This window comes from Nocardia tenerifensis NBRC 101015, from assembly GCF_000308715.1.
Lineage (GTDB): Bacteria > Actinomycetota > Actinomycetes > Mycobacteriales > Mycobacteriaceae > Nocardia > Nocardia tenerifensis.
Window position 1 is genome coordinate 1 of the sequence record NZ_BAGH01000149.1, and the last position, 14,521, is coordinate 14,521.

The 14,521-nt window shown below is 70.9% G+C and carries 17 protein-coding genes; 13 read left to right on the forward strand and 4 right to left on the reverse strand.

Features of this window, described 5'->3' with window-relative positions; genetic code table 11:
- From bsaP to ON39_RS49650, 4 genes are all read left to right on the forward strand, one after another.
- The coding region (gene bsaP / locus ON39_RS51680) for a biotin synthase auxiliary protein BsaP (protein WP_444543773.1) at positions 1 to 118 on the forward strand (118 nt) is incomplete at its 5' end.
- On the forward strand, positions 118 to 768 hold the full coding sequence (locus ON39_RS11780) for a DUF2567 domain-containing protein (RefSeq protein ID WP_040733608.1): 651 nt from the start codon (positions 118 to 120) through the stop codon (positions 766 to 768). The genes bsaP and ON39_RS11780, both read left to right, overlap by 1 nt.
- Before the next feature lie 94 nt (positions 769 to 862).
- Positions 863 to 1,399 carry a DUF1353 domain-containing protein gene (locus ON39_RS11785; RefSeq protein WP_040733609.1) on the forward strand — a complete coding sequence of 179 codons (537 nt, stop codon included), beginning with the start codon at positions 863 to 865 and terminating at the stop codon, positions 1,397 to 1,399.
- 78 nt (positions 1,400 to 1,477) lie between these two features.
- Positions 1,478 to 1,651, forward strand: coding sequence for a hypothetical protein (locus tag ON39_RS49650; protein ID WP_169335877.1), 174 nt, complete (start codon positions 1,478 to 1,480; stop codon positions 1,649 to 1,651).
- 55 nt (positions 1,652 to 1,706) lie between these two features.
- Here the strand turns inward: ON39_RS49650 and ON39_RS11790 are convergent, their stop codons facing one another.
- Positions 1,707 to 2,465, reverse strand: coding sequence for an NUDIX hydrolase (locus ON39_RS11790; RefSeq protein WP_040733610.1), 759 nt, complete (start codon positions 2,463 to 2,465; stop codon positions 1,707 to 1,709).
- Positions 2,466 to 2,541: 76 nt separating this feature from the next.
- On the opposite strand from ON39_RS11790, the gene nadA reads away from it, so the two are divergent.
- From nadA to nadC, 3 genes are all read left to right on the forward strand, one after another.
- Positions 2,542 to 3,600, forward strand: coding sequence for a quinolinate synthase NadA (nadA, locus tag ON39_RS11795; RefSeq protein ID WP_051186526.1), 1,059 nt, complete (start codon positions 2,542 to 2,544; stop codon positions 3,598 to 3,600).
- A gap of 61 nt (positions 3,601 to 3,661) precedes the next feature.
- Positions 3,662 to 5,239, forward strand: a complete 1,578-nt coding sequence (locus ON39_RS11800; RefSeq protein ID WP_040733611.1) for an L-aspartate oxidase — start codon at positions 3,662 to 3,664, stop codon at positions 5,237 to 5,239.
- 59 nt (positions 5,240 to 5,298) lie between these two features.
- Positions 5,299 to 6,159 (forward strand): carboxylating nicotinate-nucleotide diphosphorylase, encoded by an 861-nt coding sequence (nadC, locus tag ON39_RS11805; protein ID WP_040733612.1) that lies wholly within the window; start codon positions 5,299 to 5,301, stop codon positions 6,157 to 6,159.
- Between the two features lie 56 nt (positions 6,160 to 6,215).
- On the opposite strand, the gene ON39_RS11810 is transcribed toward nadC, so the two are convergent.
- From ON39_RS11810 to ON39_RS11820, 3 genes are all read right to left on the reverse strand, one after another.
- Entirely contained in the window at positions 6,216 to 7,394 is a 1,179-nt protein-coding gene (locus tag ON39_RS11810) for a winged helix DNA-binding domain-containing protein (RefSeq protein WP_040733613.1), read from the reverse strand.
- 26 nt (positions 7,395 to 7,420) lie between these two features.
- Positions 7,421 to 7,906, reverse strand: coding sequence for a tellurite resistance TerB family protein (locus ON39_RS11815; protein ID WP_246003001.1), 486 nt, complete (start codon positions 7,904 to 7,906; stop codon positions 7,421 to 7,423).
- Positions 7,907 to 8,019: 113 nt separating this feature from the next.
- Positions 8,020 to 8,352, reverse strand: coding sequence for an ArsR/SmtB family transcription factor (locus ON39_RS11820; RefSeq protein WP_040733614.1), 333 nt, complete (start codon positions 8,350 to 8,352; stop codon positions 8,020 to 8,022).
- A gap of 106 nt (positions 8,353 to 8,458) precedes the next feature.
- Between ON39_RS11820 and ON39_RS50045 the strand changes: the two genes are divergently transcribed.
- The 6 genes from ON39_RS50045 to ON39_RS11845 form a co-directional block, all read left to right on the forward strand.
- Complete coding sequence (locus tag ON39_RS50045) at positions 8,459 to 8,854, forward strand: MFS transporter (protein ID WP_211336359.1); 396 nt, start codon at positions 8,459 to 8,461, stop codon at positions 8,852 to 8,854.
- Positions 8,752 to 9,678, forward strand: a complete 927-nt coding sequence (locus ON39_RS11825) for an MFS transporter (protein WP_211336360.1) — start codon at positions 8,752 to 8,754, stop codon at positions 9,676 to 9,678. Before ON39_RS50045 ends, ON39_RS11825 begins: the two co-directional genes overlap by 103 nt.
- Positions 9,679 to 9,824: 146 nt before the next feature.
- On the forward strand, positions 9,825 to 10,775 hold the full coding sequence (locus ON39_RS11830; RefSeq protein WP_051186528.1) for an alpha/beta hydrolase family protein: 951 nt from the start codon (positions 9,825 to 9,827) through the stop codon (positions 10,773 to 10,775).
- A gap of 80 nt (positions 10,776 to 10,855) precedes the next feature.
- Positions 10,856 to 11,722 carry an arylamine N-acetyltransferase family protein gene (locus ON39_RS11835; protein WP_040733615.1) on the forward strand — a complete coding sequence of 289 codons (867 nt, stop codon included), beginning with the start codon at positions 10,856 to 10,858 and terminating at the stop codon, positions 11,720 to 11,722.
- Between the two features lie 128 nt (positions 11,723 to 11,850).
- Positions 11,851 to 13,602 carry a penicillin-binding transpeptidase domain-containing protein gene (locus ON39_RS11840; RefSeq protein WP_040733616.1) on the forward strand — a complete coding sequence of 584 codons (1,752 nt, stop codon included), beginning with the start codon at positions 11,851 to 11,853 and terminating at the stop codon, positions 13,600 to 13,602.
- A 99-nt stretch (positions 13,603 to 13,701) separates the two neighbouring features.
- On the forward strand, positions 13,702 to 14,521 hold an 820-nt coding region (locus tag ON39_RS11845; RefSeq protein ID WP_255219260.1), incomplete at its 3' end, for a serine/threonine-protein kinase.

The window sequence follows — 14,521 nt, forward strand, 5'->3', positions numbered from 1 at the left end:
GCCGCGCTTCTGCGAGCACTGCGGACGCCGGATGGTCGTGCAGGTCAGCCCCGACGGCTGGTGGGCGAAGTGCTCTCGGCACGGCGTGATCGACGCGGCCAGTCTGGAACTGCGCTAGTGGGCGGGGCTCGGCGCGAGGCACGCGCCGCCGCGGTGGTCGCGGTGGCGGTGATCGTCGTGAGCGCGCTCGGCGGCGTGGTATGGGGTCTGCTCGCGCCGACCGAGCAGCTGTTCGTGGTCGAGCCGGGCCGCGGCGCCGTGCTGACCGGGGAGAGCGTGCATCAGTTCGACGCGGTCGCGATGTTCGTCTGCTTCGGCGCGGTGCTCGGGGTGCTCAGCGCGGTCGCCACGTGGCGGTGGCGCGCGGCGCGCGGTCCACTGTTGCAGCTCGGTCTGCTCGCCGGCTCGCTGATCGGCGCCGTGGTGATGGCGCGGCTCGGCGAGCAGGTCGCGCAGTGGTCTCACCCGCGGCCGCACGACCCGCCGATCGGGCAGATCGTCGAGCTGCCGACCGAGGTCGGCACCTGGCTCGCGCTCATCGTGCAGCCGCTGTTCGCGTCGCTGCTCGTGCTGTTCCTGTCCGCGTTGAACACCCGGGAGGATCTCGGGGCGGACACCGCGGCCGGATTCCCTGATCCCGCAGCCACCTTCGGCCCGTTCGGCGCCGAGTCGTACCCGGCGGGCACGGGCCCGCTCCCCTACGGTGGTTACGAACCGGCCAGGCAGGCCGGTTCCGGTTCGTTGCCGGAGACTCGTCCCCGCCGCTGAGCGTTGTCCGAACCGATGCCCGCGGGACGGCGCAGCGACACCGGAGATGCCTACGATCAATGGGACACGCTGTACGTTCAGAGAGGAACGGGTCGTGGCGTTCGTCGGTAGCGGGCTGGTGGTCGTCGAGGAGCTCGACGCCACGTTCTGGCGGGTGGTCGAGCCGCTCGTCTATCAGGGTGACACTCAGGAATTCGTGATCCCGGCCGGGTTCCGCACCGACTTCGCCTCGGTGCCGCGCGCGCTGGTCTGGCTCGTTCCCCGCTACGGCGCCTACACCCGCGCCGCCATCCTGCACGACTACCTCGGCACCACCCACGTGGTGAGCATCGCGGACGCGGACGGCATCTTCCGGCGCTGCCTGCGCGAGCTCGGCGTCTCGGCGCCGCGGCGCTGGATGATGTGGACGGCGGTGCGCGCGGCGAGCCGGCTGCGCGGCGCGAGCCTCGCCGCCGTCGTCGGCTGGGTGCTGATCGCCGTGCCGTCCATCGCGTTCCTTGCCGTTCCGGTGATCGTCGTGCAGGTCTTCCTGGTGCTGTTCTGGTTGGTGGAGCTGGTGTGCTGGGGTATCGCACGGGTGTTCAGCCGCACCGCGACGCCGCCGCCCGAGCCGCAGATGAAGACCGCCTGAGTATCAGCGCGGAATAAATAGCTGGAGAAGACCTTTGGGGTGGGGGTAGCTTTGGCGAGCCCGAAGGGAGGTCCGACGATGAACGGGAACAAGACGGCGGCGGATCGGCCCGCCGAGCAGGCGCCGGAGCGCGCCGATCTGGTCGCCTGGCGGCGCCGGGACGCGTTGCGGCGCAGCAGCGCCGCGCAGCCGGTGGCCAACAAGCGGAAGTATCGGCGGGGGAGCAAGCATCGGAAGGCGACCGTCGAATAGTTCAGGCGGGCAAGCCAACTCGGGTCAGTGCGCCGACTCGGGTCGGTAAGCTGGCTCAGGTCGGTGGACGCAGCGCGGCGAACTCGTCGGTGACGCGGATGCCGGAGTCGGTGTAGCGGTAGACGGCGGCTGGCCGCCCGCCCGCGCGTCCCGGGGCTCGGGTCTTGCCCGTGGGCATGATCACCTTGCGGCGGGACAGAACTCGCTGAAGGTTGGTGGTGTCCACTTCGTAACCCAATGCGGCACAGTAGATTTCGCGTAGCGTGGACATGGTGAAATCGGCCGGGGCGAGCGCGAACGCGATATTGGTGTAGGAAAGCTTGGCCGCCAAGCGAGTACGCGCGTGGTCGACGACGGTGCCGTGGTCGAACGACATGCGCGGCAGCGCGGACACCGGGTGCCACGCCGTGTCGTCGGGTAGCCGCGGGTCCGCGGTGAGCGGCACCAGGCCGAGGTAGGCCGAGGCGATGCGCCGCGGCGGCGGGACGCGATCGGGCGCGCTGAACACCGACAGCTGCTCGATATGGGCCAGCTCGCGCACGTCCACCTTCTCGGCGAGCTGACGCCGGGCCGAGGTGTCGAGGTCCTCGTCGTCGCGCAGCCGGCCGCCGGGCAGCGACCAGGTGCCCTTCTGCGGGTCGAGCGCGCGCTCCCACAGCAGCACCGCCAATTCGGTCCGCTGCCCGGGTGGGCACCGACCGATTACCTCGTTTCCAGTATCCGCGGCGCTCGGACCTGCGGTGATGTTCGCGGGGAAGCGGCGAACCTGGAACACCGCGGTGAGTGTTTCGTGGAGAGTGCTACTATGGGCCACGTTTTCGATTATAAGTCGAAAACCTGGTTTGGTGCGAATCGGCGGAGTAGCCGCTCGCACGACGAAGGGAGCCATCATGGCGACGATGGGTGCGAAACTGGCGCCTCCGCTGATGGAGCAGGTGTTCGACGGGCCGTCCGGGTACGCGGGTGTCGAGGCGACCCCGGAGTGGGCGCAGGAGATCAAGCGACTGGCCCGCGAACGAAACGCGACGATTCTCGCGCACAACTATCAACTGCCGGAGATCCAGGACGTGGCCGACCACGTCGGCGACTCGCTGGCGCTGTCCCGGATCGCGGCCGAGGCGCCCGAGGACACCATCGTGTTCTGCGGCGTGCACTTCATGGCCGAGACCGCGAAGATCCTCAGCCCGGCCAAGACCGTCCTCATCCCCGATCAGCGAGCGGGCTGCTCGCTCGCGGACTCCATCACCGCGGCCGAACTGCGGGCCTGGAAAGCGGAGTTCCCGAACGCGGTGGTGGTGTCGTACGTGAACACCACCGCGGAGGTGAAGGCGCTCACCGACATCTGCTGCACCTCCTCCAACGCGGTGGACGTGGTCGCCTCGATCGACCCGGACCGCGAGGTGCTGTTCCTGCCCGACCAGTTCCTCGGCGCGCACGTCAAGCGGGTCACCGGCCGGGAGAACATGCACATCTGGGCCGGCGAGTGCCATGTGCACGCGGGCATCAACGGCGACGAGCTGACCGAGCAGGCGCGCACGCACCCGGACGCGGATCTGTTCGTGCACCCCGAATGCGGTTGCGCCACTTCGGCGTTGTACCTGGCGGGGGAGGGCGCGTTCCCGGCCGACCGGGTGCACATCCTGTCCACCGGCGGCATGATCGACGCGGCCAGGCAGGTGCGTCAGCAGCGCGGCCAGTCGACCCAGGTGCTGGTCGCCACCGAGATCGGCATGCTGCACCAGCTGCGAAAGGCCGCCCCGGGCATCGACTTCCAGGCCGTGAACGACCGGGCCTCGTGCAAGTACATGAAGATGATCACCCCGGCGGCGCTGCTGCGGTGCCTGGTCGAGGGCCGCGACGAGGTCCACGTCGACCTGGAAACCGCTGCGCTCGGCCGTAATTCGGTGCAGCGGATGATCGAGATCGGTACGCCGGGCGGTGGTGAATGACCCCGACCTCCGCCCCTGCGGCGAGGGTCGGACGGCGTGCGGCACGGACAGAGGCGGGCGCATGACTCCGGTGTCGATCGACTGGGAGGCCGAGGCCGATCTGGTGGTGATCGGCGGCGGCGTCGCCGGGCTGACGGCGGCGCGCACCGCGTCGCTGCGCGGCCTGCGGGTGCTCACGCTCAGCAAGGGCGGGGCCACCGACACCTCGACGCAGTACGCCCAGGGCGGCATCGCCGTCGTCGCGCCGCACGGCGACTCGGTCGAGTCGCACGTGCACGACACGGTCGAGGCCGGCGCCGGGCTGTGCGACGTCGACGCGGTGCGGTCCATCGTCGAGGGCGGGCAGGCCGCGGTCGCGGCGCTGACCGATCTCGGCGCGGTCTTCGACCTCGGCCGGGACGGGCAGATCTCGCGGACCCGCGAGGGCGGGCACAGCACCCGGCGCATCATCCACGCGGGCGGCGACGCCACCGGCGCGGAGGTGCAGCGCGCGCTGAACGCGGCCGGGCTGCCGGTGCTGTTCGGCGCGGCCGCCTGCGAGGTGCTCACCGGGCCCGCCGGTGTCCGGGGCGTTATGGCGTTGTCCGACAAGGGCTTCGGTGTCATCCAGGCGCCGGCGGTGCTGCTCGCGACCGGCGGCCTCGGCCAGCTCTACGCGCTCAGCACCAACCCGCCCGGCGCGACCGCCGACGGCGTCGCGCTCGCGCTGTGGGCCGGGGCCGCGGTGGCCGATCTCGAGTTCCTGCAGTTCCATCCGACCGTGCTGTACACGCCGGGTGGGCTCGGGCGGCGCCCGCTGATCAGCGAGGCGGTGCGCGGCGAGGGCGGGATTCTGGTGGACTCCGAAGGGGATTCGGTGACCGCCGGGGTCGATCCGCGCGGCGATCTCGCCCCGCGTGATGTGGTCTCGCGGGCCATCGCGGCGCGCATGCGCGTGCTCGGCACCGACCACGTCTACCTCGACGCGCGCGCCATCGACGGTTTCCCGCAACGGTTTCCGACGATCACCGCCTCCTGCCTCGCCGCGGGCGTCGATCCGCGCACCGATCTGATCCCGGTCGCCCCGGCGGCGCACTATCAGTGCGGTGGCGTGGTGACCGATCCGCACGGCCGCACCGCGGTCCCCGGCCTCTACGCCGCGGGCGAGGTCGCGCGGACCGGACTGCACGGCGCGAATCGGTTGGCCTCCAACAGCTTGCTCGAGGGCTTGGTCGTCGGTGAACGCGTCGGCGCGGCGGCCGCGGAGCGACTCGGCGAGCGGGACCGGGTCACCGAGGTGCCCGCGCGGGTCATCGAACGCGCGGTTCGCGGTGTGCTGCAAGGGCTGATGACCGAGCACGCCTCCGTCGTTCGCGACCGGGCAGGGCTGGACGAGGCGCTCAAGCGCCTGAAAGACGCAGTGACCTTGAAAGACGCTGCGCCACAGGGTGAAACAACGCGGGACGCGGACGAGGCGAGGGCGGGAATCGAGGATGCGGCGCTCACCCTGACCGCCCGCGCCCTGCTGCTCGCCGCCTCCGCCCGCACCGAAAGCCGCGGCTGCCACACCCGATCCGATCACCCGGAGCCCGACGACCGGCTCCGGCACAGCATGCCGGTGCGGCTGGACGAGGACGGCCGTCCCCGGCTCGACACATGAACACCCGACCGGCGCGTGCCACCCGGTCGGCCGAGACCAGTAGATAGAGGAGTGGATTGATGGCTCTGGACAGTGAGTTGTCGCGGGACGAGGTGATCGCCCTCATCCGCACCGCGCTGGACGAGGACCTGCGCTACGGCCCGGACATCACGACCGCCGCGACGGTGCCCGCCGACGCGGTGGTGAAGGCGTCGGTGGTGCCGCGCCAGCCGGGAACGGTGGCCGGGCTCGACGTCGGGCTGCTGGTGCTGGACGAGGTGATCGGCGCGGGCGACTACGAGGTCACCGGGCGCGTCGCCGACGGAACACGGGTCACGCCAGGGCAATCCGTGCTCACCGTCGTGGCCCCCACCCGCGGCCTGCTCACCGCCGAGCGCACCATGCTCAACCTGGTGTGCCACCTGTCCGGCATCGCCACGGCCACCGCCGCCTGGGTGGACGAGGTCGCGGGCACGAACTGCGAGATCCGCGACAGCCGCAAGACCCTGCCGGGCCTGCGCGCCCTGCAGAAGTACGCGGTCCGGGTCGGCGGCGGGGTGAACCACCGGATGGGCCTCGGCGACGCCGCGCTGATCAAGGACAATCACGTCGTCGCGGCGGGCTCGGTGGTCGAGGCGTTGCGCGCCGTGCGTGCGCTGGCCCCGGACATCGCCTGCGAGGTCGAGGTCGACAGCCTCGAACAGCTCGACGCCGTTCTCGCCGAGAACGTGGAACTCGTGTTGCTGGACAACTTTCCGCTGTGGCAGACCCAGGCCGCCGTGCAGCGGCGCAACGCGTCGGCGCCGGAGACGAAGCTGGAGTCCTCCGGCGGGCTCAGCCTCGACGTGGCGGCCGACTACGCGCGCACCGGTGTCGACTACCTGTCCGTCGGCGCGCTCACGCACTCGGTACGGGTGCTCGACCTCGGCTTGGACATGTAGCAGCGTCGTCGAAAACCGTTCCCCGAGTGTGGTTCGCGCTCGCCGTAGCCATGCGCTCAGGCGGTGAGCTCCCGCTGCAGCGGGGTGCGGAAGCGGGGTATGGCGCGCACATCGCCGAACCACTCGGCGGTCCGCGCCGCCTCGGCCTCGATCATCGCCGCCGCGTCGGATCCGACGTCTTCCAATAGGCGACAAACAATCTCGCCGTCCGCGCGCTGCGCCCAGCCGCCGACGATGCGCCCGTCCCACCAAATGGTCGGCCCGACATTGCCGTTGGTGTCGAACAGGGCGGGCGCGTGCGGGCCGAGATACCACTCGCGCGACTGCCAGCCCATCGGGGTCGGGTCGAGGGCGGGCAGCAGCGCCGCCCAGGGTTCCGGCGCGGCAACGGGTTCCGCGTCGTCGGCGAGCAACAGGCCGGTGACGCCGTCGAGATCGACCTCGACGAGGTCGAGATCGGTGAGCGCCTTGCGGACCTCGCCGAGGCCCCAGCCGGTCCACCACTTGAGGTCGGTGATCGGCGCGGGGCCGAAGGCGCGCAGCCACTGCCGCAGCAGTTCGGCGCGGGCCTGCTCGGCGGGCATCGCGGGAACCCCTGCGGGCAGCCAGGATTCGATGGGCTCCCAGGTGTACTGGCTGCTGGTCCACCCGCCGTTCGGGCGGCCGCGCACGATGCGGCCCTCGCAGCCGAGGGTCACCAGCACCCAGGTGGTGATGTTGGTCGGCTTCGAATACGCCTTGTCCGGCGCGGTATTCACCTGGGTGCGCAGCCGCGGCACGTCCTTGCTCAGCTGCGCGCCGGTGGCCGCGCCCCGGGCGAGCAGCGCGTCGTGCGTCTCGGTCTCGACCTCGGCGAGCCAGCTCCACACGTCGCCCGCGACCGCGCCGGACTGCTCGATGTACCTGCCGTAGGTGCGACGTTGCTTGTGCGCCAACGCATCCGCGCACGATGCCTGTAAGACCGGCACCAGCTCGATCGGCGCGACGAACATGGTGCGCCGCATGGCGAGCATGCGCAGCAGGGTGCGTTCGTCGTAGAGGGCCCGCTCCACGTCCGCCGGGGTGAGGGCGACACCGCGCGCTCCGGCGGACAGGTACACCGTGGCCGGATCGGTCGCGTGCAGCACCACCAGCGACCGGGCGATCTCGGCCACGTCGTCGCACCGCCGCCCCGCCGCGAGCCGGTGCCGCACCCCGAGCCGAGCTCGCCGCTCGCCCACATCAATCGAACGCATAGGCGAATCCTAGCGTTCGACGCTGTTCAGAGCCCGAAGTCCGGTGGGTTCAGCCGCAGCGTCCGGCAGGCCTCGCGGACGGCGGCGATCTCGGACTCGGCGAAGTCACCGTCGGCGTTGCCGATCATGATGCCGATCTGGACCACCGCGTTCGCCTCGGTCGGCTTGCCCGCGGCCTTGCCGATCTGTTGCAACACGTGCGCGCGGCCGAAGGCCGGATCGGCGGCCAGCCGGTCGCAGTTGTCCTCGAAGAGCGCGCGCAGGTCGTCGATGGGAAAGTTCTGCAGCACCGGATCGGCGGCGATGAGGTCGGCCACCTTGCGCCGCTCGGCCGGGTCGACGGTGCCGTCGGCGGCCGCGACCAGCGCGCAGATGCCCATGCTCGCGTCGCGGAAGGAGCCGCCGCGTAGTTCGTTCTTCTTGGCGAGCAGCTGAGCCCGCCATTTCGGCGCGTTGTCCACCAGCGTGCTGAGCAGGGTGGCGTTGGACAGCAAGCGATTCAAGAAGGCCACGGCCGACTCCTGGGCGAGGGGTTCGGCGGACCCGTGCGCCGACCGAACTCGGAACGAATATCGGGACGGTAGCAGACCTTCGCCGATCGGGCTCGGCCGCAAGGGAATCGGCGCTACTCGCTGGGTTTCCAGGCCCGGACCAGGTCGAGCAGGCCGGGGAAGCGGGCGTCGAGGTCGTCGACGCGGACCTTGCTCCTGCGTTCGAGGCCGTAGCGCTGCTGGCGGGTGACGCCCGCCTCGCGCAGCACCCGGAAGTGGTGGGTGAGGGTCGATTTCGGCCGGTCGATGCCGAACCAGCCGCAGGAGCGGTCGGTGTCGGGCGACTCGACCAGCAGTTTCTGGATCATGGTGAGCCGCAACGGATCACTGAGCGCCGCGAGCACATGGTCGAGGCGCAGTTCGTCGCGGTCCGGCTCGGGGAGGCGGGTGTCGTTGGCCGATGGCATCGGATCTCCTGCGGTCGTCGGTGCCTTGTACGTATTTTATCGTACTGATGCTATGTTCGACTCCATTCGTATTAGTTCGAGAAAAGTCGAACCAGTGGAGGTCGAGATGGTGACACGTACGGCGCACCCGCGGTCGGTGCCGGAAGAGCGGTCGGCGAACGGCATCGTGTGGCTGGCCGCGTGGCCGGTCATGGCGGTATTCGTGCTGTCCAACGCGGCGACGCCGCTGTATGTGGTGTGGCAGCGCGAGCTCGGCTTCTCCTCCGGCACGCTGACCGCGATCTTCGCCAGCTACATCGCCGGACTGCTCGGCGCGCTGCTGGTGGCCGGCGTGGTGTCGGATCGGGTGGGGCGTAAGCCGGTGCTGCTGCCGCTATCGCGCTGGCGGCGGTGGCCTGTGTGTTGTTCGCCACCGCGGGCTCGGTCGCGGTGCTGGCCGTCGCGCGGCTGCTCACCGGGGTCGCGGTGGGCGCGGCGGTGTCGGCGGGGATGGCGGCGGTGACCGACGCGGGCGGGCCGGGACGCAAAAAGACTGCGGCACTTGCCGCCTCGTCGGCCATGGTGCTGGGCGCGGGGTTGGGGCCGCTGCTGTCCGGTGTGTTGTCGGAGACTCTGCCCGGACCGACGGTGACCATCTTCATGGTCGAAATGGTGCTGCTGGCAACGGCTTTCGTGGTAGTCGCCCGGCTGGATCTGCCCAGGGGCGCGGGCGGGCGCGGTCCGTGGATCCGGATCCCGGCCGTCGCGCCCGGTGGGCGGGTGGCAGTGCTGCTCGGCATCGCGGTGTTCGCGCCGGGGATCACCTCGACCTCCTTTGTGCTCTCGCTGGGACCATCGCTGCTCACCCACCTGCTCGGCGCGGCCAACCGGGTGAGCGCGGGCGGGTTGGCCTTCGTGATGTTCCTGGGCGCCACCGGCATTCAGTTCGCCGTCCGGCGGCTTCGGGTCCGCACGATCCTGCTCGCAGGCGCCGCGGCGACGACTGCGAGCATGCTCACCCTGATCTGCTCGTTGCGGTTCTCGTCGCTCGCGCTGTTCGCGGCGGCCGCCGTACTCGCCGGAGTCGGCCAGGGCCTTGGGCAATTCGGTGGACTGACGGCGATCAGCGCCGCCGTGCCCGCCGATCGGCTCGCCGAGGCGAACGCCGCGCAGAATGTCGGCGGCTACCTGCCCGCCGCCGTACTGCCGCTGAGCGCCGGGTTCCTCAGCGACGCAATCGGTTTGACCGCCGGTGCGACAACCTTCGCGATCGTGGTGGTCGCCGCCGCGCTGGTGGGCGGTGTGCTGGTGGCTCTTCGCTCGCGCGCCGAATCGGCCGCTGGGTAGGCGACCTCCGTCTCGGCCGGGCACACGATGTCATTCTCCGGTGAGCGAGGCCGGATCTGTGTCGGGTAGGTCCGGGTCCGGGGTCGCTGCCGTGCCATCATTCGGGAATGATGCGCGGATCCTTATTGCTGGTGGCGGGTGCCCTCATGGCTGCCTGCGCACTGACCGGCGTCACCCCGCCGGCCTCCGCCGACCCGCGGTGCGCGATACGAGTTCAGCCGGTAGCGCTCACCGTCGACGGCGAGGAGGCCACGGGACGCGTCTACGAGCCGAGCGAATGCCGGGCCGGTGATGTCGCGCCGACCGACCTGGTCGTCGCGGTGCACGGGCACGACGGTTCGTCGGGCGACTACGCCGGATATCTGGCCGCCATCGCGCGACGCACCGGGACGCCGATCCTCTCGATGGATCTGCGCTCGGCGACCAGCGTGTGGCGCACCGGCGAGTGGAACCTGTGGGCGGGCTGGCGCGATATCGTGGCCGCCACCCAGCGATACCGGGACGAACACCGCTCGATCACGCGCACGGTGCTGTGGGGCTGGAGTCAGGGCGGCATCACGAGCGGCCTCGCGGCGGCGCACGGGCCGGCCGGGCTGTTCGACTACTGGGTCGACAACTACGGTCCCGCAGACGATTTCACGATGTGGCTCGGTTCGGCCGCCGTCGATCCCGACCTGCCCGCACAGATCGAACGCGACGCGGGCGACTGCACGCCCGTCGTCTGCCCGCACAACTACGTCGAACGCTCGCCCGCGCTGCTGGCCGGTCGCCTCGGCGTGCGGCGCGCGTTCCTGATCCACGGCACCGGCGACGCCGTGGTGCCGTACGCGGCGACCCTGGAGATGCGGGCCGGACTGCTCGCCGCGGGCAAGCCCACCTCCCTGTACACCGTCGTCACCGGCCGCGATCTCGACGGCACGGTCGTCCCCGGCGATCACAGCGTCGGCCCCGCGTTCTTCGAGGGTGGCTGCGTGGTCGAGCGGCTGCTCCTCGGCACTGAGCCCGTGGACGGACCGGATCGCGACTACGTGATCGACGTCGCCCACGACCTGGCCACCGGCCCGGCCGCCCCGCCGAACGCCAAGTGCGCCGCCTGACGCGACCCTCACGGCCCCCGGGAACAGGAACGGGACCGGGCACCGTTGAGGGTGGACAACAACGACGAAGTGAGGGTGAGATGAGCAAGCCGACCGACCCGGCCTACCACTGGAACGGCGCGGAACTGGACCTCGACGCGTACCTGGCGCGCATCGGGTTCGACGGCGAGCGCGCCCCGACGGTCGAGACCTTGCGCAAGCTGGTGCGCGCGCACACCACCTCGATCCCGTTCGAGAACCTGGAGATCCTGCTCGATCGCCCCATCCTGCTCGATCTGAAGTCGTTGCAGGACAAGCTGGTTCGGCGGCGGCGCGGCGGCTACTGTTACGAGCAGGTCGGTCTCTTCGCCGCCGCGCTCGAGCGCCTCGGATTCGGCGTCACCGGGCTCAGCGCGCGGGTCACCATGGGCGCGTCCGAGGGCGTGCGCCCCGCGACGCACGCCCTGCTGCGCGTGACGACCGCCGACGACGACCGGGTGTGGCTGTGTGACGTCGGCTTCGGCTCCGGTCCGCTCGAGCCGTACGAATTGTCAACGGAGACAGGAGAATTCACGGCGGGCGAGTGGCGGTTCCGGCTCGAGCACACCACGGACGAGCTGGACGGCGACCTGTGGGTGCTGCACCAGTTCGGCAGAGACGGCTGGATCGATCGCTACACCTTCCCCATGACCCCGCAGTACCGCATCGACTTCGCCGTCGGCAACCACTTCGTCTCGACCTCGCCCCGCTCGCCGTTCACCACCCGCCCCTACGTTCAGCGCTTCCTGCCCGACGTGCACCGCGTCATCGACGGCGTCACCATGGTCACCGACCGGCCCGACGGCACCGCCGAGACCCGGCTGATCGAGCCGAGCGACCTGCCGAAGATCCTGTCCGAGGAGTTCGACATCGACCTCACCGACGCCGACGCCACCGCTCTCGCCGCAGGTTCCTGGCGCACGACCTGACGCGGCTGCGCTGCTGCCCGCGGGCCCGGCCAGACCGCGCAGCGTGCGGTCGTTCATCGACGGCGAGACCCGATGCCCCCGGCGCAGCCTCAGCCACCGCGCGGGAATCGGCGGATACAGTCGGCGGGGTGCGTACCCACCGGAAGTACCTCGTCCTGTTCGCCGCACCCGCGCTCGTGCTCGCCGCCTGCTCGTCCGGGCCGGATCAGCCCGACACCGTCGCAGGCCAGTTCGCCGACGCGCTGAACCGTGACGACGTCGCCGCCGCGGCCGGGCTCACCGACGACCCGGCCAAGGCGTCCGACGCGCTGAGCAAGCTCTACGACGGTCTCGGCAAGGAGGTGCGTTTCGACGTCGAGTCCGTCGACAAGAGCACTTTCAAGCTGGCCGCCACCTGGAAGCTCGGCAAGGACGGCAAGTCCCAGTGGACCTACACCACCACCGGCGCCGCCGCCGACGGCGACAACGGCTGGAAGATCAAGTGGAACCCGGACACCGTCGCGCCCGGCCTGGCCACCGGCCCGCTGAGCTACAGCCCGGTCTATCCGAAACCGGCGCGTGTGCTCGACTCCACCGGCGGCGAGCTGATGGCCCAGCAGGTGGTCACCCTGGTGAATGTGAGCCAGGGCGCCGACACCGCCGCGCTCGCCGCGCTGCTCGCCCCGATCTCGCCGGACATCACCGCCCAGTCGCTACAGTCGGAACTGGCTGCGGCGCAAGGCAAACCGGTCACCGCCATCAGCCTGCGCGACGCCGACCTCGCGCCCATCCAGCCGCAGCTGGCCGCTGTGCCCGGCGTCACGCTCGCGCCGCAGACCCGGCTGCTCACCACCGACAAGGCGCTGGCCTCGCCCGCCCTGTCCGGCCTGGCCGAACTGTGGCAGCACGACGCCGACGAGAACGCGGGCTGGGCGGTGCGCGCGCAGACCGCCGACGGCACCCAGCGCGTCGCAGGCCAGGACCCGAAGCCGACCGCGGACATCGCGTCCACCCTCGACATCGACCTGCAGCAGGCGGCGGAGGCGGCGCTCGCGCCGATCACCCAGCCCGCCGCGATCGTCGCGCTGCGACCGTCCACCGGCAATGTCGTCGCGGTCGCGCAGAACAACGCCGCCGACGCGCAGGGGCCCATCGCGCTCACCGGTCTCTACCCGCCGGGCTCGACCTTCAAGACGGTGACCGTCTCGGCCGCGCTGCAGGCGGGCACGGTCACCCCGGACACCGTGCTGCCCTGCCCGGGCGTCGCGAACATCGAAGGCCGCAAGATCCCCAACGACAACAACTTCGACCTCGGCGAGGTGCCGCTGCACACCGCGTTCGCCCGATCGTGCAACACGACCATGGGCGCGCTCGCGGTCAAACTGCCCGCCGACGCGCTGACGAACGCGGCGGCACAGCTCGGGCTCGGCATCGACTACGTCACACCCGGCCTGACCACCGTCACCGGCAAGGTGCCGCCCGCGGACACGCCCGCCCTGCGAGTCGAGTCCGCGATCGGTCAGGGTCAGGTGACCGCGACGCCGTTCGGCATGGCGCTGGTCGCCGCGTCCATCGCGCACGGCTCCGCGCCCGCGCCTGCCATCGTCACCGGCAGGCCCGGCACGCCGGACAAGACGCCGGCCGCCCTGCCCGTGGCCGTCGCCGACCAGGTCAAGGCCATGATGCGGGAGACGGTCACCGCGGGAACCGCGACCCAGTTGCGCGATATTCCCGACCTGCTCGGCAAGACCGGGACCGCGGAGTTCATCGACGACAAGCACGCGCACGGCTGGTTCGTCGGCATCTCCGGTGACCTGGCGTTCGCCGTGTTCGTCAACGACGCCAACAGCTCCGGGCCCGCGGTCGACGCGGCCGGGCGGATGCTCCGGGCGGCGCGCTAGTTCCGGCGCGCCGATCTGGGCGGAGAATATGCCCGTGCTGGCGCGGACCGAAGTCGCGCGGCCCGCTACACTCGTCCCCGGACCGCGTCTGTAAGCAATATGCGGGATGTCACGATTTCGAGAAGGTTCGGAGTAGGCGCCATCGATACCGGTCAGTTGATCGCGGAGCATTACCGCCTGGTCGAGCGGATTGGTAGCGGCGGCACAGGCGTAGTTTGGCGTGCCATCGACGAGCGTCTGCAACGCTCGGTGGCCGTCAAGCAGATCCACATCAAGCCGAGCCTCCCCGAGGCCGAGCGTGATGTGGTGCGCCAGCGCGCCATTCGGGAGGCCCGCAACGCCGCCCGATTCCAGCATCCGAACGCCATCGTGGTGTTCGACATCACCGAGCATCAGGGCGACCCGTGCCTGGTGATGGAGTACCTGAAGTCCAACAGCCTGGCCGGCGTGCTCTCCGCGCAGGGCCCGCTGCCGTTGACGCAGGTCGCGCGGATCGGCGAGCAGGTCGCCTCCGCGCTGATCGCCGCGCACGACGCGGGCATCGTGCACCGCGACGTGAAGCCGGGCAACATCCTGCTCGACGACCACGGCACCGTGAAGATCACCGACTTCGGCATCTCCCGCGCCGCGGGCGACGTCACGCTCACCGAGACCGGTCTGATCTGCGGCACCGCCGCCTATCTCGCCCCCGAGATGGCCCGCGGCGCCGACCCGACCCCGGCCTCGGACGTATTCGCCCTCGGCGCAACGCTTTTCCACGCCCTGGAGGGCGAGCCGCCGTACGGCGCGAACGCCAACCCGCTCGCCGTGCTCTACGCCGCGGCCAACGGACGGGTCAGCGAGCCGCGAAACGCCGGGCCCGCAACGGATTTCCTGCTCGACCTGCTCAGCCCGGAGCCGCAGGACCGGCCGACCATGC